Genomic DNA, 18,990 nt, shown 5'->3' with positions numbered 1-18,990 from the left:
GAGGATTAAATATGAAATCTGATAAAATTTCAGAGGCTGTTGTTCGTAGATTACCTGTGTATTTACGATATCTATCAGAGCTATACAAAAGAGAAGTGGGTACCGTTTCTTCACAGGAACTCGGTCAGAAATTAGATCTGAATCCAGCACAAATCCGTAAGGACCTTGCCTATTTTGGCGATTTCGGTAAAAAGGGTATTGGATATGACGTGCCTTATTTAATTGAAAAAATACGACATATTCTTAATTTAGACCAACAAATTAACGTTGTGCTTGTAGGAGCGGGTAATCTAGGGCAAGCGTTATCTAATTATAATGCTTATCTGAAAGAGAATCTGAAGATCGTAGCTGTGTTTGATGCTGTCCCACAGAAGGTGGGAACACGTATTAATACATTAATGGTTCAACCTATGGAAGAATTGTCTGATACGATTAAGAAACACCATATTAGAATTGGGATTATTACCGTTCCTGAGCATGAAGCTCAAATGGTTGCTGATACATTGGTGGAAGCGGGAATAGAAGCGATCTTGAACTTCGCCCCAATCGTTATAAAATCACCAGCCAACGTTCGAATACATGCAGCGGATTTTACAACAGATATGCTCAGTCTTGCGTATTACTTAAGCAACGGAAAGGAAGATTCAGACAATGGAACACAACAAACGACAGAAATGGATCATTAAGAATGGTACATTTGTTGTTCTAAATGATAAACAGAATGTTATGAATGGTTATATGGTTATAGAGGATGATCTCATTACGTACATTGGCGAGGAGAAGCCGGAATATAGTGAAGATATTCCAATTGTAGATGGAAATAAGCTGTTATTCTTACCTGGACTTGTAAACACCCATGGTCATGCAGCGATGTCGTTGTTAAGAGGTTATGGCGATGATCTAGCGCTTCAAGTATGGTTGCAGGAGAAGATGTGGCCAATGGAAGAGAAATTCACCGCACAAGATGTGTATTGGGGTACTTCACTGTCTGTCTTAGAAATGCTCAAAGGCGGTACAACAACATTCTTAGATATGTATGATCACATGGATCAAGTGGCTAAGGTTGTTCAAGAATCAGGTATGCGTGGGGTGCTTACCCGTGGTGTCATTGGTTTATGTACCCAAGAAGAGCAACAACATAAACTGAATGATGCGATTACTTTTGCGAAAGACTGGCATGGACAAGCCGAAGGAAGAATCACAACGATGATGTCTCCTCACGCACCTTATACCTGTCCACCAGCATTCTTTGAGAAGTTCATACAGGCGGCACATGATCTTGATCTTCCTGTGCATACACATATGTCAGAGACCAAGAGTGAAGTCGAACAGAATGTGGCAGACTATGGTCTTCGACCTGTTCAACACTTGGAGAAATTAGGAATGTTTACACGACCTTCGCTTGTAGCGCATGGTGTACATTTAACGGATGAAGAGATTCAGATTCTAGCACAATATCAAGTAGGTGTATCGCATAATCCAGGAAGCAACTTGAAGTTGGCTAGTGGAATCGCGCGTGTACCCGATCTGTTAAAGGCGGGTGTGCCTGTATCCCTTGGGACCGATGGGCCTGCGAGCAACAACAATCTAGATATGTTTGAAGAAATGAGATTAAGCGCACTTATTCATAAAGGGATCTCGGGAGATCCAACAGCCGTACCTGCTGCGGAAGCACTTCGAATGGGTACTATATATGGGGCAAGTTCATTATTTCTAGATTCTATAGGGAAGTTAGCGGTGGGTATGAAGGCAGACTTCATAGCGCTTAATACCGATCAAGCACATTTCTTACCACACACGGATTTCATATCTCATTGTATCTATTCAGCGAGTGCTAAAGATGTAGAACATGTATGGGTAAATGGTCAGCAGGTTGTGAAGAATGGTCATTGTTTAACTTTAGATGAAGAACGTATTCATCATGAAGCGCAGTCTGCTTTTGAAGGATTGCTGAGCCGTTAAGCTGTGTCTTAATGGATAACCCCTATTCCTGTAGAAAGGAAGTTCGGATTGAAGAAGAACAAGAAAAGACTAATATGGTTAAGCGTTATAATTATTCTAGCATTACTATTCGGCCTATTTCGGTATTACATATATATTATGTCGGATGAATGGAAACAAGAGTCTATGGCTATTGTTGCGGCGAAACAGCATAGTGAATTGGTTCAAGTTACGCGTACTTCGAAATCTGTATGGAATAATGTCGTCTGGGTGATTGAAGGTAAGGATCAGGAAGAAAAGCAACTGATTGTCTGGGTACCCTTAACGAGTGAGTATGCGCTCGACGAGACACCTGGAGCGATCCACACTGAATGGTTAGTCGATGGTATGACTAAAGACCAAATGTTATCTATTGTCAACAAAGAAGATAAATCGATCAAAAAAGTTCATCTAGAACTTGGTCTATTCAATGGAACTGCTGTATGGCAAATGTTCTACAAGGAAGTAGATCACTATCGCTATCGATTCTATCGATTTACGGATGGCACACCGATAGATGAACAATTTACATTACCAAATAGTTAAGTGAAGAAACCAGCCGGATCATTCTAAATGAATGATTCCGCTGGTTTTATTTGTTCATCCTATAATGAATATTTCAAAGAATCCATAATTTTTCAGGAGACTAGTATATACGATGTGATATACTAATGTAGTCAGAAGTGATATACGAATTCGTATACTATGAATCATCAGAAGTAGATATGGAGATATGAAGGGAGATTAGCATATGAAGATACGAATGATGCCAGTTGCACTTACAGTAGTTATTTCGGCTGTTGTTTTATTTGGTGGATGGTTCGGATATCAGCAAGTCGCTCTTCACAATCCCTTACAGAATATAGTTAAATTATATGAAGGGGTAACACATGTCCAAGTGGAAATGAACCGTTCAGACGTTATCGTGAAGTTACAAGTTGAACCAGGGACTAAATTATCGGGTCTAGTTCAAGAACTGACAACGGAAGGTAAATCTATTATAGGTAATCGGAATTTAAAATTGGATGTAGCTGACCACTCGAATGAAACATTAGAACAGTTCTGGAGTGAGGCATTGTTCCCTGTTGCCGAAGCAATGGAGAATAGACAATACACGCAGATTGTAGAGAAGTTGAACGGAATGAAAGAACATACGAACATCCAAGTGACTACGGAAATAGATGATCTGAATGTATATGTGACTCTAACGGACGGAATCGATAGTAAATTTATTATCTTGCCACGTGAACCAGAAAAAATGGGGGTGTGGAATAATGCCTAAATGGACACAAGAAATATTGATCGGATTTATACCCATTCTCTTGATCTTTCTTGCTTTTATAGGATTGAATATTATTCCAATATTGATTGGTGCGGTACTTATTGCAGGATTATTATTTCTTGCGAACAAACGTGGTGGCATAGCAGTGGGTACGATGTCCGATCGTAAACGTAATAAAAAAATGCCAAGTAAGCTTACATTCGATGAAATTGGTGGGCAGGAGCATCCCAAAGGCGAATTGATGGAAGCACTCGATTTCCTTATCAGACACGAAGAAATTCAGAAGTTCGGTATTCGACCTTTAAAAGGCATTCTCCTTACGGGTCCTCCAGGAACAGGGAAGACGTTACTAGCTAAGGCAGCGAGTCAATATACGGATTCTGTCTTTGTGGGTGCATCTGGAAGTGAGTTCGTTGAGATGTATGTCGGAGTCGGTGCAGGAAGAATTCGCGACTTATTCCGTGATGCTAGAACTCGTGCTGTGAAAGAAAATAAGAAGAGTGCTGTCATATTTATCGATGAGATTGATGTGATCGGTGGTAAACGTGAGGGCGGACAACAGCGTGAGTATGATCAAACATTGAATCAGTTATTAACTGAAATGGATGGGATATATAATTCCGAGAGTCCAAGAATTCTACTTATCGCTGCTACGAACCGTAAGGAAATGCTGGATAGTGCATTAACTCGACCGGGTCGATTCGACAGACATATTCAAGTGGACCTTCCAGATAAGAAGGGACGCAAGCATATTCTTGAATTATACGCGAAGAATAAACCAATCTCTTTGGATACGAATCTCGATAAGATTGCTCAAGAATCGTATGGTTTCTCTGGAGCGCAGCTTGAAAGTGTAATGAATGAAGCCGCCATATATATGATGAGAGAGAATAAAGTTGAAATGGAACAACGACATTTATCGATGGCGATTGACAAAGTGATGATGGGTGAGAAGACGGATCGAGAATCCACTCAAGAAGAGAAGAAGAGAGTGGCTATCCATGAATTAGGTCATGCCATTATGGCTGAAATCGTTCGACCTGGTAGTGTGAGCCAAGTAGCACTCAGTCCGCGCGGTCAAGCGCTTGGTTATGTTCGACACAATCCGCAAGAGGAGCAGTATCTATACACCCAGTCTTTCCTAGAAGAGCAAATCATGATTGCACTTGGTGGGGCTGCGTCGGAAGAAATATTCTATGGCGGTAGAAGTACAGGTTCATCGAATGATTTCGAACAAGCTTTGAATATTGTGGAGACGATGATGAAATCAGGATTAACCACATTAGGGATTGTTAACATGAAGATGGTTACGACAGAAGAGTTAATGAAAGTGAATAATACGATACTACAAGAACTCATGGCACGGACACGTCATATGCTTGAACAACATCGAAATATTTTCGACCAGTCTTTAGAAATTCTTCTTACAGAGGAGAATCTATCTGGAGAGCAATTTCAATGTCTATTCCGTGAATCTTCTCTTTTACCAGCATAAAAAGTGATGCTGGTTATTTTTTTTTACTTTTGTTCCGTGCTAAGATATTATTAGATGTTGGAGTGGAATAATATATTATTCGACAAGAAGGGTATATTATCGAATATAAAGTAGATAAAAGGGAGTTGCATACCGAATGTTATTCAAAAAGATAGGTGTCATCGGTGGTGGCACGATGGGACAAGGAATCGCAGAAATGCTAGCTGCGAAAGGTATTGATGTCTTATTAGTTGAGCAAAATATCGAGAAGTTAGATTATTCTTATAATATGATTGAAGCCAATCTCGATAAGCAGCTTGAGAAATGGGGAATTACGACAGCGGAGAAGAAGCTGATTCTTAGCAGAATTCATAAAGTCGTTCATTTCGCTGAGCTTGGTAGTTGTGATATGGTCATTGAGACCATTAACGAAGATATTGAAGCGAAGAAAATAGTGTTCTCACAATTAGACCAAGTGTGTCCTAATAATATAATCCTAGCAAGTAATACGTCTACGCTAAGCTTAACGGAACTAGCCAGTTCTACGATGTATCCTGAACGTGTCATCGGCATGCACTTTATTCATCCTGTTGCTAAAGTTGACCTTGTTGAGATTATTCGTGGATTGAAGACTTCCGAGATTACATTCCTTGAGACGAAGCGTTTCGTTGAAGAAATCGTAAGCAAGAAGGGTGTAATGATATATGAATCCCCGGGATTCGTAACATCAAGATTATTCTGCCTATTAGTTAATGAAGCGTTACATGTTCTTCAAGAAGGTGTAGCATCTGCAGAAGACATCGATGATGCTATGCGGATTGGTTACCAATTCGAAGATGGGCCACTTGAAATGGCAGACCGCTTCGGATTAGATTCGGTACAAGCTGCACTGGAGAGAATGTTCCGTGAATTCGGAGAGTTGAAATATCGCCCGTCTACGATCCTCAAGAAGATGGTTCGTGCAGGTAATCTAGGTGTCAAAACAGGCGAAGGATTCTTTAAGTACGATAAGGATGGTGAACGGATATGAAAATATTAGTTATTAATGCAGGAAGCTCATCTTTGAAATATCAATTGTACGACATGAGGGATGAGTCTGTTCTAGCGAAGGGTCTTGTTGAACGAATTGGAATGGATTCATCTATTATGACGCATAGTCCAACAGGTGGACAGGAAATTACAGAGGTTAGGGAGATTCTTGAGCATACGACTGCAATTCGTCATGTCCTATCCATGTTGACAGATGCACAGCATGGTGTGATCAAATCGGTTGATGAGATTCAAGCAGTTGGACACCGTGTAGTTCACGGGGGTGAGTCATTCAAGGCATCTGCTCTTGTAGACGGTAACGCGAAGTCGGAGATCCGTCGTCTGATTGACCTTGCACCACTTCATAATCCAGCTGCGATGATGGGGATCAATGCCTCCGAATCGAATATGCCTGGTGTGCCTATGGTCGTTGTCTTCGATACTGCCTTCCATCAAGGAATGCCTGAGAAGGCTTATTTGTATGCTATCCCAAGAGTTCTGTACAACAAGTATAAAGTTCGTCGCTATGGATTCCATGGTACTTCTCATGAATATGTAAGTAAGGCAGCAGCTGAGTTTCTGGGGCAACCCATTGAAGATTTGAAGATCATAACTTGTCATATTGGTAATGGTGGTAGCGTTACAGCGGTTCAAGGTGGGCATTCCGTAGACACGTCGATGGGTATGACACCTCTTGAGGGATTGATGATGGGAACGCGTAGTGGAGATCTTGATCCAGCAATCGTACCCTTTGTGATGAACAAAGAAGAATTAACTGTCAATGAAGTGAACTCCATGCTCAACAAGCATAGTGGATTATTAGCTATCTCGGGTGTGAGTAGCGATATGAGAGAGATCACAGATGGCTTAGCCAATGGTGATCCGAACTGTACACTTGCTTTTGAAATGTACGAATACCGTCTACGTAAATACATTGGTGCATATGCCGCTGTAATGAATGGTGTGGATGTGATTGTATTTACAGCGGGTGTTGGTGAGAATTCAGCCGTCGTGCGTGAGAAGGTATGTGAGAACTTATCTTATCTTGGCGTTGATGTTGACGATGCACTTAATGCGATACGTTCAGGTCAACCACGCTTAATCTCAACAGAGAGTTCCAAAGTGAAGGTCCTTGTAGTTCCAACGAATGAGGAATTGGTTATCGCTCGTGATACGTATCGTATTGTGAACGGATCGAAATAACATCGTTGTATTCAAGATTAGTGAATAAGGGAGAGATCTAGGCATGTCCACTAAAAGTGTGATCCGTGATGTGAATAAGCATGTTGGAGAGACAGTAACGATCGGAAGCTGGATTAACAACAAACGCTCAAGCGGTAAAATACAATTCCTACAGCTTCGTGATGGTTCAGGATATATTCAAGGTGTCATTGTAAAGAGCGAAGTGTCTGAAGAAGTATGGAATGACGCGAAAAGTCTTACGCAAGAAAGTTCTCTGTACGTGACAGGTATTATCCGTGAAGAGCCTAGAAGTGCTTCCGGTTATGAAATGACGGTAACGGGCATTGAAGTGATACATATCACCGAGAATTATCCGATCACGCCCAAAGAACATGGTGTAGACTTCTTAATGGATCACCGTCATTTATGGCTTCGTTCGAACAAACAACGTGCTATTCTAGTCATTCGTGCGGAGATCATTCGTGCAGTTCGCGAGTTCTTTGACACCAATGGTTTCACATTAGTAGATCCACCTATCTTAACACCGACATCTGCGGAAGGAACAACGAACTTGTTCCATACCAAATACTTTGATGAAGATGCTTATTTAACGCAAAGTGGTCAATTGTATATGGAAGCAGCTGCGATGGCATTAGGCAAGGTATATTCATTCGGACCTACGTTCCGTGCAGAGAAATCCAAGACACGTCGACACTTGATCGAATTCTGGATGATTGAGCCTGAGATGGCGTTTACCGATCATGAAGAAAGCTTATGTGTGCAAGAGAACTTCATTACACACGTCGTTCAATCTGTACTTAAGAATTGTCGTACGGAATTGGAAGCGGTAGGTCGTGATGTTACGAAGCTTGAACAGATCCAAGTCCCATTCCCTCGTATCACTTATGATGAAGCGATTGAATTCCTACACGGACAAGGGTTCGAGATTCCTTGGGGCGATGATTTCGGTGCACCACATGAGACAGCAATCGCTGAGAGTTATGATAAGCCTGTATTCATTACACATTACCCTGCGGGCATTAAATCATTCTATATGAAGCCAGATCCTACTCGTCCTGAAGTGGTATTATGTGCGGATATGATCGCACCTGAGGGCTACGGAGAGATTATTGGTGGATCACAGCGTATTGATGATCAGGCATTGCTAGAAGAACGATTCAAAGAACATAACTTATCATTAGAGACATACCAATGGTACATGGATCTGCGTAAATATGGCTCTGTGCCTCACTCTGGATTCGGTCTAGGTCTTGAGCGTACGGTGGCCTGGATCTGTGGCCTAGATCATGTTCGTGAGACGATTGCATTCCCACGTACGTTGTATCGTCTGTATCCTTAAGTAAAAGGTGGTGTGAAGCTCATGGAAAGTTCAGGATGGAAAGTATGGGCTGAGGGAGCTTCAGCGAGCATGGGAGCGGGTGTAGCTGTACTCCCTTATGCTCTATTCCGCTACTACCGTAGATTGAAATTAAATGACAATGAACTCTTATTATTAATGCACCTGTTGACATTTAAGCAAGTGGAGCAGAAGGAATTCCCTACTTTAGAAGATATACAAGAGCTAACTGAAGAATCTACGCTATCGATTTCGCAGACTTTGCAGAACTTGATGAAGAATGGCTTCCTTAGCATCGATGAAGACATCGATGAAGACAGTGGCATACAATACGAACGGTATAACGTATCTGGCTTGTTTGACAAATTAAGTATCTGTATGGCAAATGATGCAAAGAATAAGGCTAAGCTAGCTGCAGCACAGCGTGAAGAGGCCTTGATAGACACATCAGAACCTGAAGGTGAGCGTAATATGTTCACGATCTTCGAGAAGGAATTTGGACGCCCATTATCACCCATGGAATGTGAGACGATATCGGGATGGCTTGACCAAGATAAGTATCCAGATGAGCTCATTCTAATGGCGTTAAAAGAAGCTGTATTCGCAGGTAAAGTTCATTTCCGTTATATTGATCGTATCTTGCTGGAATGGAGTCGCAATCGCGTCAAGAACGTCCAAGATGCCAAAGCGTACACGCAGAAGTTCCGTAATGGTGGGAGAAGTTAAGTTTATAGGTTATGAAGAGAATGTCCCAAGCTTGATTATGGCTTGGGGCGTTTTTTGGTTGGTGAGGACAATGTGATTCTTTCAATATCTGATAACTCTATGTTAAAATATGGGGAACAATTAAATGAACACAAAGGATTGATATTGCTGTCCAATTATACGAATACCTTGATAACGTTAATTAGTAATAATGAAGAAATCATGAAAGATCTAAAAGTGATCAGAGCTTTACATCTCCCTGATGGGTATGTTGCTGCTGGTTATGTCCGTAACTATATTTGGGATACCCTACATGGTTATTCAACCAGAACACCTTTAAATGATATTGATATCATTTATTACAATCCTAATCAATTAGATGAAGAAATAGATAAGGAATATGAACGAATATTAAACCTTGTTACAGGTAGATTAATATGGTCAGTTAAGAATCAAGCGAGGATGCATATTCGTAATGGAGTTAAGCCTTACCAATCTGTTGAAGATGCTATGAGTTATTGGCCAGAGACAGCTACCGCAGTAGGGTTTAGAATGGAAAATGACAATAGTATTTCAGTAATTTGTCCCTATGGTCTAGAGGATTTATTTGAACTTAGAGTGAGAAAAAGTCCACTGTTTAAGGATGATTCTTTTTATAAGACTAGAGTGATTGAGAAGAATTGGATAGAAATATGGCCCAAATTAGAAATAGGTGGGGAATCCCAATATGTATGAATTAAAAACAAAAGAAAATGATAACAATGTTATTGAATATATTGAGAGCATCGATAATCATAAGAAACGTGAAGATGCTTATCGATTATTAGATATTTTCACGGAGACAACGGGATTTCAAGCAAAAATGTGGGGACCTAGCATCATTGGATTTGGGGCTTATCATTATAAATATGATTCGGGTCATGAAGGGGATGCAGCGCTCGTTGGATACTCACCACGGAAGGCTAAGATTAGTCTATACTTTGCAACAGGCGACTCCAAACGTGATGAATTATTACAGCAGTTCGGGAAACATACGGCAGGAAAAGCTTGCGTGTATATCAATAAGGTAGCTGATATCAACGTAATGATATTAAAAGAGTTAATTAGACAATCGGTTCAATTTCTGCAAGAATTGTATCCTAATGAGAGAACCCATTAAAGAAAGAGTAGGTGAGAGCGTTGACGATCTATGTAGCATTTTTAAGAGGTATTAATGTCGGTGGGAAGAATATAATCAAAATGGCTCACTTGAGGCATATGTGTGAGGAAATGGGGTTATGTCGAGTACAAACCTACATTCAAAGTGGTAATATTCTTTTTGAATCAAGCGAGGAAGAAGATGCGTTACGCGAGAAAATTGAACATTCGATTAAAAAGGTATTTGGATTATCAGTTAGTGTGATTGTAAGAACGGCCGAGCAGATGAATAGTATTGTTGCCAACTGTCCGTTCACCGAGCAACAGATATCACAAGCTGAAGTAACAGCAGTTGGCGAGAGTCTATACGTCTCGTTAATGCTGGAGCAACCTTCAGATGAAGTTCTTGACGGACTTAAGGGATATCAAAATGTACATCAGGAGTATCAAATACAAGGTCGAGAAGTGTATCTATTATTCCATCAAAGTATTCGAAATTCCAAGCTCGTGAACTATCTTCAAAAATTAGAGGTGCCCTCGACGATACGCAACTGGAAAACCATGAACGAGCTTGTTGCTTTAGCAAAGGAAATGGAATCATAATGTGGTATGCTGGAGGTCATGATATTCTCTTTCCTCAAAAAGAAATAAAATGCAAAATCGCCACCTCCTAAGCCCTCTAGGTTACTGGGTTAGGAGGTGGCGATAGATGTCTTGTTATCTATATGAAATTTCAATATTCAGGGTCATTGTTATGATAACCATTGATTAGGTCTGTGCCGTGTCCAACCTCAATAGGTAATGCTACGGGATCGACTGGGCTATCTTTGTGAATATCATCTGCGTCTGGAATATCTTCGAGCTCATCCTCGTAGAAATCTTCGCTTGGTTCCGTAGGTAGATCAATTTCTGGAGGGAAATCACTGACACTTTGTTCAGTAATCGTATTCACATCTCGCAAATCACTTTCAGGGATGTCTATTTCTGGAAGGATAGGACGGGACTTGTCATACTGCTCATAGGTTAAGTCTGCCGTTGTTCTCGGATCAATGGTCATAAGAAACATCTCCTTAATTGTTTATCTTAATTATTTATCTTAAAATTTAGGGAATACATATACAACTAAGAAGTATAAGAAGCCAAAGAATATGAGTAGGTAAGCTGCATATTTTATGAAAGTAGATGCCACCATACTAGAATTTGTTTTCTTCTGTACCTCAGTTCTTTCTACCTCGACGTTACGCATTGGTTCATTCATATTATTTTCCTCCTTCGACCCTCTTATATAGAGAGTAAGTGTTGTTACTATCTTGACTATTCTTACACCGTCGAGAGCAACCTGAAACAAGTGCGAGTAGAAAGCTGCTACTTGAATGGGTTGAATGGGCTATTATTCTGTTTCGAACCTCGAGGATTATGTTTGACAAAACATAGATATTCTATTATAATTTTTAAGGTTGCATAGCGATTACTCACAAACTCAGTTATATCTGAGAGACGAAATTTTTAAAAGGGAAACCTTTTTTTCAGTCGTCACTTGTCCTTTTTAGGGCGGGTGGCGACTTTATTTTTTTTAAGAGGAGTGTTTAGAGTGAACTTGTTAAAATATTCAATATTTGTGATCATTGGTGCGATCTCGTATGGCACATTATCCACGATGATTAAGCTCGGATTTATCGATGGCTTTACTTCTTCTGAATTAGTGGGTAGCCAATACTTCATTGGTTGGGTCATTATTGCAGCCATATTCTTATTCTCATTTAATTATAAGATCTCATGGAAGAATGCAGGACTACTTCTAATTACGGGTATGATGACAGCGATGGTGGGCATTACTTATTCTGTGACGGTGTCTGAACTACCAGCTTCCATTGCTGTGGTATTCCTGTTCCAATTCACTTGGATGGGTGTTGTGATTGAAAGTGTGTTGACTAGACAATGGCCAAGTAAGAGTAAGCTGATTGCTATTGCATTCTTGGTTGTTGGTACATTGTTGGCAGGTGCAATCTTTGGTCAATCTTTATCTTCATTAAGTGTTAAGGGTGTATTGTTCGGACTACTGGCAGCCTTATTCTTCGCGCTATACTTGGTCCTTACATCAAGGGTGGCTACACAAGAAACAGCACCGAAACGATTGTTCTTCATTAGTACAGGTGCGCTGCTGATGATATCACTTACCATTAGTCCCATCCACTTGGTAACTCAATTAACAGAGACTAGCCTTTGGAGATATGGATTACTGCTCGGCGTGTTTGGTGTGGTGGTACCGTTTATGTTATTTGCCATTAGTATGCCTAAGATTGGTGCAAGCTTAGGAACGATTCTGTGTGCTGCTGAATTACCATCGGCGATGGTCGTATCCGTCCTTATCCTCGGTGAATTGGTTACACCATTACAATGGTTCGGCATGTTCTTAATTGTTCTAGGTATTATGGCACCAGAATTACTCGATAGAATGTCATTACGAGGAAAATTAGAGCGGAAATCAACACATGCTAAGGGTACACGTGAGGTTCATGAAGCTTCCTAAAAGCATAGAGCATTCAACTGAAATGTGAATTTGAATTATGATATGATGGATGGAGCATGATCCATACTATCTATCAAGGGGGATATGTGAATGAGTATTCATATTGGTGCACAAACGGGTGACATTGCGGATTCCATTCTTTTACCAGGAGATCCACTTCGTGCAAAGTTTATTGCGGACACGTATTTGCAAGATGTGACTTGTTATAACGAAGTTAGAGGAATGTTGGGTTTCACAGGGACCTACAAGGGACAACGTGTATCTGTCCAAGGAACGGGCATGGGGATTCCAACTACGAGTATATATGTCAATGAACTGATACGTGATTATGGGGTTAAGAACCTCATTCGGGTGGGTACCTGTGGTGCTATGCAAAAAGATGTTCATGTGCGTGATGTCATTCTTGCTCAAGCTTCCTGTACGGATTCCAGTATGAATCATCATCACTTCGGTGGATATGACTTCTCCCCGATTGCTAACTTTAAGATGCTGAAGAGAGCCTTTGAATTAGGGGAAGCGAAAGGGCTTAATCTCCATGTGGGAAATATATTTAGTTCGGATATGTTCTACCGTGAGGATTCTTCCGTGGTAGACAAGCTTATGCAACATGGTGTGCTAGCTGTGGAGATGGAAACGTCAGCGATCTATACCATCGCAGCCAAATTCGGTGCGAATGCACTTACGATTCTAACGGTTAGTGATCATTTGTTGACGGGTGAAGAGACCACTTCGAAAGAGCGTCAGACGACATTTAATGACATGATGGAAGTAGCGTTAGATACAGCAGTCACAATGTAATTCTAAGTTGAGATAAAGACTGGATGAGGGAGACCTTGTTCAGTTTTTTTGATATTGAGAGTGTATTTTCGAAAAAGTGCAGGGGTAAAGATACCATATGCGTCTAAGATTAGGGAAGGAGAGGAGAGCAATTGACGAGGATAAAGTGATTGAAGAAATACTCCAAGGCAACTCGGATGCTTTTCGACTCATCGTAGATGAGTACAGCAAACATATATTTTATACAACCTACTCGGTATTACGGGATGCGAAAGATGCGGAAGATGTTGCCCAAGAGACGTTTATCCAGATCTATAAATCTCTTTCTCAATACCGATCGCAAGGGTTTAAATCTTGGATTACTCGAATTGCAATCAACAAGGCCATTGATTTAAAGCGTAAGAAAACAAGGCGAAACGAGAATAATCAATATTCAGTAGATGACATGGAATGTATTGCTTCAGATGAAGAAGATCCATTAACATTAACTATTCGTGAAGAAAAACACGAGTTCTTCAATCGTAAGTTGCAATCCATACCAGATAATCATAGAGCGGTGCTCACGGCTTTTTATCTCGAAGAGAAGAGTTATGAACAAATTGCCGAAGAGCTTCAAGTGAAGCCAAAGACAGTAGAGTCTAAGCTGTACCGAGCAAGAGATTGGATTCGCAAGAAATGGAAGGAGGATGAATGGAAATGAATCATTGGAGTATCGATGATAAGCGAAATTTGGCGCTGAATTATTTGAATGAAAATTGTACACAGAAGCAGGAACTGATCTGGGAGACTCTTTTAATAGAGGATGAAGAAGCAATGGAAATACATATTCAACTCCTATCTTCCATGGAATTGCGGATGCCTAAGATGTTGGATGAAGTTCAATTTAGCGACGATGTGATGAACAAGATCCCTACTCATCTCTATGTATTAGAAGAGCATGGAATGAAGAGCCGTCAACGCTGGTTCGAACATTCATTATTTCATTATACGGTTGCTGCCTGTATCACCTTGTTGTTCCTATCTACGGGGGTATTCGATACGTTGGTAAGTGGAGAGTTACATGTAATGGAAAAGGAACAGACGATATCTTATAGTGATCAAATCATGAATATGACAGTCACTTGGCTTGATCAATTGAAACGATAAATGAATGGAGAGGATGGGTTGATATGAAGAATGACCGAAATGGATTTTTGGCATTTATATTAAATATGTTCCCGGGATTAGGACATTATTTCTTGGGAAGAAAAGCTAGAGGATTATTATATCCGATATTGTTTTTTGGAAGTGTAGGGATGAGTATCTTATTACTCATCGCAAGTAATGAAGATTTATTTTTAGTAGTTGGCGTTGTGAGTGGGCTATTCTTCTGGTGTGTAAGCATGCTGGATCTAATTATATTCATACTAAGATCACCCTCACGCTCCGCATCTCAAATGCGTAACGAATTAGGTCATGCAGTCAATGAACAAGGACAATTGATCAGTGAGCAACCCATACACAGTGAGCATAGTGAGCGATTTTATACAATTCTTCTATCGTTTGTTCCTGGACTTGGTCATCTGCAGTTAGGATTAATGCAACGGGGTTTATCTTTTTTGGTCGCATTCTTTGGACTTATGACGATCATGTTGTTCGTTACGGGGATCACTAGTTCTACGGCATTTCTATTGTTTCTAGGTGTCCTTCCTGTCATTTGGTTATATTGCATGTTCGATGCCGTACAACAACTTAACCGGAAGCAAGCAGGTGAGACTTTAGTGGATCGGACGTTGTTCGAGGAATTTGAAGAAGGACGTACAGATGGTAAACGGAGTACAATCTTAGTAACGCTGTTGTCAGCCTTCCCAGGTGCTGGTCATATGTATCTTGGCTTGCAAAAGAGAGGATTACAGCTGATGGTATTGTTTCTCGGTTCCATCTATATTCTAGATATTCTCAGACTATCCATCTTCATGTTCCTTATACCAGTGATCTGGTTCTATAGTTTCTTTGATGGATTACAACAGGCCTCACGCTATGGCAAAGAACCGCTAGTTGACCGACCGCTTGTCGAAGGATTAAGTAATTATCGTAGATGGATAGGTATTGGATTACTTTTACTAGGCGTGTATTATTTAGGTACACAATTTGTTATCCCAGTATTGGAGACAATGTATCCTCGAATTCAGTTTCATTCTAGATCGCTTGCTTATATCCAACCATTCATTATTTCGCTGGTATTCATTGTCGGTGGACTGAGATTGGCAATCGGTAATAAGACAATGAAGCAAAATCCAGATCAAGCCGGTGGTCGTAGGTAGAATGATCGCTAAGGAGGAGATTTCATGAAGAGAGCATTAGTGTTAGGTGGAACAAGATTCTTTGGTAAGAGGTTGGTTGAGTTGTTGTTGGATGAAGGGTTGGATGTGACCATTGCTACAAGAGGGATGACCTCAGATACATTTGGAGATCGAGTGAAGCGACTCGTTGTGGATCGAGAGGACTATCGTTCTTTATTAACAGCTACATCAGATAATGAATGGGATGTCGTTTATGATAACATCTGTTATTCGCCCCAAGATGCACGGAATGCTTGTGAAGTATTTGCGGGTAAGGTGAAACGATATATCAATACTTCTAGTATGGCTGTATACGAGCAAGGACCATTTGAACATACAGAGTCGGATGTGAATCCGAACACATATCCCATTGAAATGGGGAGCCGCTTAGATTTCGATTATGGTAGAGGAAAGGCATTAGCAGAAGCGGTATTCGCACAACAGGCTACATTCCCAGTATGTAGTGTGAGATTCTCGTTCGTAGTTGGGGAAGACGATTATACAAGAAGACTTGAATTTCATATCGATCGGATCAAGGAAGGAAGAACAATAGGTGTTCGTTCGATAGATGCAAAGATTAACTTTATTTCTTCGGATGAAGCTGCAACATTGTTATGTTGGCTGAAGGATCAATCGATTACAGGACCATTAAATGCTTGTTCAACAGGTGAAATATCTTTAGCTGAGATGATCGTGTTAATGGAGACAGAAGTAGGTAAGCCGGCAATGATTGAACAATATACGGATAAATCAGATCGATCACCCTATGGTGTGAAACAATCATTCTACATGAGAAATGCCAAGGGGAAGGAAGCGGGATTTGTGTTTACACATTTAAATGCATGGTTCCCTGGCTTAATTCGAAAAATAGTACAAAAGCAATAACTATACAAGAAGCACCCCATCCCGTTTGATAAAGGATGGGGTGCTTCTTGTTGATACGAGTCATTACATTGACTATGTTTGCTTCTCTAAGTCAGCGCCCATTTCTTGTGATCGTTCTGCGCAGCGCTGGACAGCGGAGATTACATCTTCGAAGAAGTTCCCTTGATCTAACCTTTCGATAGCCGCTTGGGTGGAACCATTGGGAGATGTGACTTTAGCCCGTAATGCGCTAGGTTCTTCACCTGTTTGTTGTACCATGTTCGCTGCACCAAGTACCGTTTGAACGGTTAAGTCTTTACATTGTTCTCGCGTAAGTCCACCTCGAATACCAGCTTCCATCATGGCTTCCATCATATAGTAAATATAAGCAGGACCACTACCGGAAATGCCTGTCAATACATCCATTTGGCTCTCATTAATGACGGTTACCGTACCAATGGCTTGAAATAGTGTCATGACTTTCTGACGTTGTGTCTCTGTTATTTCTTTGGAGAATGAAATACCCGTAGCACCAAGACCAATAGAACTGGAAGTATTCGGCATCGTTCGTGCGACAGGTAGATTACGACCTAATAAACGCTGAATGGTATCGATGGATAGACCTGCGATCACGGAAATAATCATCTGCCCATCGGATAATAGCGGTGCTAGTTCTTGAATGGCGACAACTGCATCTTTTGGCTTCATGGCTAAGACGATGACCGAGGAAGTTTGAAGGAACTTCTTCTTCCCATTCTCGTCGTTACTGGTTAGCACCCCGTAACGTTGAGTTAGTTCTTCCAGCCGGGCAGCATTACTGCGATTCAGCATCGTAATGTTAGCAGGGGAGACTACCGAACGTTCAATTAGACCACGAACAATCGCTTCTGACATTGAGCCCGCCCCATGAAAGGTAATATGGTTGTGTAATATTTCATGTTGTTCGATCATTAATTGATCCTCCTTGTCCGCATTAACTACGGATTTGTCCGTTGCCATAGATTCGGTATTTCGTCGTTGTGAGAGCAGGTAGACCCATAGGACCCCGTGCGTGTAATTTCTGAGTACTAATACCGATCTCCGCTCCGAATCCGAATTCGAATCCATCAGTAAAGCGAGTGGAAGCATTATGGTAGACAGCTGCGGCATCGACCTCTTGAATGAAGGTTGCAGCATGTTCTTTGTCTTCCGTTACAATACATTCCGAATGTTGCGTACCATGTGTTGCAATATGATCTAATGCCTCTTGCATCGTGTCAACGATTCGTACATTCAGGATATAGTCATTATATTCTGTAGAATAGTCTTCTTCTGTTGCTTGAGTAGACCATGGAACTAGAGCGACCGTCTGCTCACAACCACGGATATCCACATGAGCATCTTTTAACTGTTCTGCGAGGGGGACAAGATGGTTGGCTGCATAATCCTTATGAAGGATTAGTGTTTCCATGGCGTTACACACCGAAGGACGTTGTACTTTGGCATTTATACTGATATTCGTAGCCATATCCGGATCTGCAGATGCATCGATATACGTATGGCATACACCAGCACCCGTCTCAATGACGGGAACAGAAGCATTCTCCACGACATTCTGGATGAGTGATCTGCCACCACGAGGTATGAGGACATCTAATAAACCTTTGAGTTTCAACATTTCATCTACGGAGCTACGATTAGGATCTTCTATGATCTGTAGAGCATCCACAGGAATAGCGGAGTTGGCTAATGCGCGATGTAATACTTCAATAATTTGACGGTTGGATGAGATAGCAGATGAACCACCACGAAGAACAACGGCATTTCCAGTCTTTAGACAAAGACCTGCAGCATCCACGGTAACGTTCGGACGTGCTTCATAGATAATTCCTATAACACCTAGGGGTACACGGACTTTATCGATCATTAACCCATTTGGACGATCGATAGCTTCTAGTACATCTCCAATGGGATCGGGAAGATCAATAATCTGTTCTAGTCCTTCAGCCATAGCATGAATTCGTTCTGGATTGAGCGCTAAGCGATCAAGAAGAGAAGCGGGTGTACCTTGTTGGCGTCCTCGTTCTAGATCCTCTTTGTTCGCCTGAAGGATGATATCTTGCTCTTGTATAAGCGCTTGTGCCATAAGTCGTAATGCTTCATTCTTCTGTTCTGTAGTCAACCGATTAAGTACAGTGGATGCTGTTTTAGCTAGGGTCGCTTTTGTGATTACTTCATTACTGTTCATGGGATAACCTCCTCGAATGGGTATAAACACTTTAAGTTGTATAGAGGGTACGGAATTGTCCTGAAGAAGCGGAGCGTTCGCCTTTGCCCCCAAATTGTATCGTTATACCAATATGTTCTGACAAT

General features: G+C 41.1%; 22 protein-coding genes. 18 read left to right on the top strand and 4 right to left on the bottom strand.

Going from position 1 to position 18,990, the window contains the following annotated elements:
* Positions 1-11 precede the first annotated feature (11 nt).
* The 12 genes from ACH8E3_RS00765 (at position 12) to ACH8E3_RS00710 (ending at position 10,749) form a co-directional block, all read left to right on the top strand.
* Positions 12-686 (top strand): redox-sensing transcriptional repressor Rex, encoded by a 675-nt coding sequence (locus ACH8E3_RS00765; protein WP_458630673.1) that lies wholly within the window; start codon positions 12-14, stop codon positions 684-686.
* The gene (locus tag ACH8E3_RS00760) at positions 652-1,962 is read left to right on the top strand and encodes an amidohydrolase (RefSeq protein WP_458630672.1); all 1,311 of its coding nucleotides are present in this window, start codon (positions 652-654) and stop codon (positions 1,960-1,962) included. Before ACH8E3_RS00765 ends, ACH8E3_RS00760 begins: the two co-directional genes overlap by 35 nt.
* 48 nt (positions 1,963-2,010) lie before the next feature.
* Positions 2,011-2,526: a cell wall elongation regulator TseB-like domain-containing protein gene (locus tag ACH8E3_RS00755; RefSeq protein WP_458630671.1), complete on the top strand. Its 516-nt coding sequence runs from the start codon at positions 2,011-2,013 to the stop codon at positions 2,524-2,526.
* 205 nt (positions 2,527-2,731) lie between these two features.
* A complete protein-coding gene (locus ACH8E3_RS00750) occupies positions 2,732-3,262 on the top strand; it encodes a hypothetical protein (RefSeq protein WP_458630670.1) in 531 nt (176 codons plus the stop codon).
* A complete protein-coding gene (locus ACH8E3_RS00745; RefSeq protein ID WP_458630669.1) occupies positions 3,255-4,757 on the top strand; it encodes an AAA family ATPase in 1,503 nt (500 codons plus the stop codon). The genes ACH8E3_RS00750 and ACH8E3_RS00745 overlap by 8 nt, the downstream gene beginning before the upstream one ends.
* A 136-nt stretch (positions 4,758-4,893) precedes the next feature.
* Positions 4,894-5,766 (top strand): 3-hydroxyacyl-CoA dehydrogenase family protein, encoded by an 873-nt coding sequence (locus ACH8E3_RS00740; protein WP_458630668.1) that lies wholly within the window; start codon positions 4,894-4,896, stop codon positions 5,764-5,766.
* Positions 5,763-6,968 carry an acetate kinase gene (locus ACH8E3_RS00735; RefSeq protein WP_458630667.1) on the top strand — a complete coding sequence of 402 codons (1,206 nt, stop codon included), beginning with the start codon at positions 5,763-5,765 and terminating at the stop codon, positions 6,966-6,968. Before ACH8E3_RS00740 ends, ACH8E3_RS00735 begins: the two co-directional genes overlap by 4 nt.
* 43 nt (positions 6,969-7,011) lie before the next feature.
* Positions 7,012-8,307, top strand: coding sequence for an asparagine--tRNA ligase (gene asnS / locus ACH8E3_RS00730; RefSeq protein WP_458630666.1), 1,296 nt, complete (start codon positions 7,012-7,014; stop codon positions 8,305-8,307).
* A gap of 21 nt (positions 8,308-8,328) precedes the next feature.
* Positions 8,329-9,030 (top strand): DnaD domain-containing protein, encoded by a 702-nt coding sequence (locus ACH8E3_RS00725; protein WP_458630665.1) that lies wholly within the window; start codon positions 8,329-8,331, stop codon positions 9,028-9,030.
* A 201-nt stretch (positions 9,031-9,231) separates the two neighbouring features.
* Positions 9,232-9,744: a nucleotidyltransferase family protein gene (locus ACH8E3_RS00720; RefSeq protein ID WP_458630892.1), complete on the top strand. Its 513-nt coding sequence runs from the start codon at positions 9,232-9,234 to the stop codon at positions 9,742-9,744.
* Positions 9,737-10,168 carry a DUF1801 domain-containing protein gene (locus ACH8E3_RS00715; protein WP_458630664.1) on the top strand — a complete coding sequence of 144 codons (432 nt, stop codon included), beginning with the start codon at positions 9,737-9,739 and terminating at the stop codon, positions 10,166-10,168. Before ACH8E3_RS00720 ends, ACH8E3_RS00715 begins: the two co-directional genes overlap by 8 nt.
* 11 nt (positions 10,169-10,179) lie before the next feature.
* Positions 10,180-10,749 carry a DUF1697 domain-containing protein gene (locus tag ACH8E3_RS00710; RefSeq protein ID WP_458630663.1) on the top strand — a complete coding sequence of 190 codons (570 nt, stop codon included), beginning with the start codon at positions 10,180-10,182 and terminating at the stop codon, positions 10,747-10,749.
* 130 nt (positions 10,750-10,879) lie between these two features.
* On the opposite strand, the gene ACH8E3_RS00705 is transcribed toward ACH8E3_RS00710, so the two are convergent.
* Positions 10,880-11,203, bottom strand: coding sequence for a hypothetical protein (locus ACH8E3_RS00705; RefSeq protein WP_458630662.1), 324 nt, complete (start codon positions 11,201-11,203; stop codon positions 10,880-10,882).
* Between the two features lie 39 nt (positions 11,204-11,242).
* Complete coding sequence (locus tag ACH8E3_RS00700) at positions 11,243-11,404, bottom strand: hypothetical protein (protein ID WP_458630661.1); 162 nt, start codon at positions 11,402-11,404, stop codon at positions 11,243-11,245.
* A 333-nt stretch (positions 11,405-11,737) separates the two neighbouring features.
* On the opposite strand from ACH8E3_RS00700, the gene ACH8E3_RS00695 reads away from it, so the two are divergent.
* From ACH8E3_RS00695 to ACH8E3_RS00670, 6 genes are all read left to right on the top strand, one after another.
* Positions 11,738-12,676: an EamA family transporter gene (locus ACH8E3_RS00695; protein ID WP_458630660.1), complete on the top strand. Its 939-nt coding sequence runs from the start codon at positions 11,738-11,740 to the stop codon at positions 12,674-12,676.
* Positions 12,677-12,766: 90 nt separating this feature from the next.
* Complete coding sequence (gene deoD / locus ACH8E3_RS00690; RefSeq protein ID WP_458630659.1) at positions 12,767-13,474, top strand: purine-nucleoside phosphorylase; 708 nt, start codon at positions 12,767-12,769, stop codon at positions 13,472-13,474.
* Positions 13,475-13,571: 97 nt separating this feature from the next.
* The gene (locus tag ACH8E3_RS00685; protein ID WP_458630658.1) at positions 13,572-14,153 is read left to right on the top strand and encodes an RNA polymerase sigma factor; all 582 of its coding nucleotides are present in this window, start codon (positions 13,572-13,574) and stop codon (positions 14,151-14,153) included.
* Entirely contained in the window at positions 14,150-14,599 is a 450-nt protein-coding gene (locus ACH8E3_RS00680) for a hypothetical protein (RefSeq protein ID WP_458630657.1), read from the top strand. The genes ACH8E3_RS00685 and ACH8E3_RS00680 overlap by 4 nt, the downstream gene beginning before the upstream one ends.
* Positions 14,600-14,622: 23 nt before the next feature.
* Positions 14,623-15,756 carry a hypothetical protein gene (locus ACH8E3_RS00675; protein ID WP_458630656.1) on the top strand — a complete coding sequence of 378 codons (1,134 nt, stop codon included), beginning with the start codon at positions 14,623-14,625 and terminating at the stop codon, positions 15,754-15,756.
* Positions 15,757-15,780: 24 nt separating this feature from the next.
* Positions 15,781-16,659, top strand: coding sequence for an NAD-dependent epimerase/dehydratase family protein (locus ACH8E3_RS00670; protein WP_458630655.1), 879 nt, complete (start codon positions 15,781-15,783; stop codon positions 16,657-16,659).
* A 72-nt stretch (positions 16,660-16,731) separates the two neighbouring features.
* Here ACH8E3_RS00670 and proC read toward each other — a convergent pair whose 3' ends face one another.
* Together proC and ACH8E3_RS00660 are read right to left on the bottom strand one after the other, a co-directional pair.
* Complete coding sequence (proC, locus tag ACH8E3_RS00665) at positions 16,732-17,589, bottom strand: pyrroline-5-carboxylate reductase (RefSeq protein WP_458630654.1); 858 nt, start codon at positions 17,587-17,589, stop codon at positions 16,732-16,734.
* A 22-nt stretch (positions 17,590-17,611) separates the two neighbouring features.
* A complete protein-coding gene (locus ACH8E3_RS00660) occupies positions 17,612-18,865 on the bottom strand; it encodes a glutamate-5-semialdehyde dehydrogenase (RefSeq protein ID WP_458630653.1) in 1,254 nt (417 codons plus the stop codon).
* Positions 18,866-18,990 lie beyond the last annotated feature (125 nt).

Source organism: Paenibacillus sp. CMAA1364 (genome assembly GCF_054373195.1).
The sequence above is the reverse complement of the archived record's forward strand: the minus strand, read 5'-3'. Positions and strand labels throughout refer to the sequence as shown.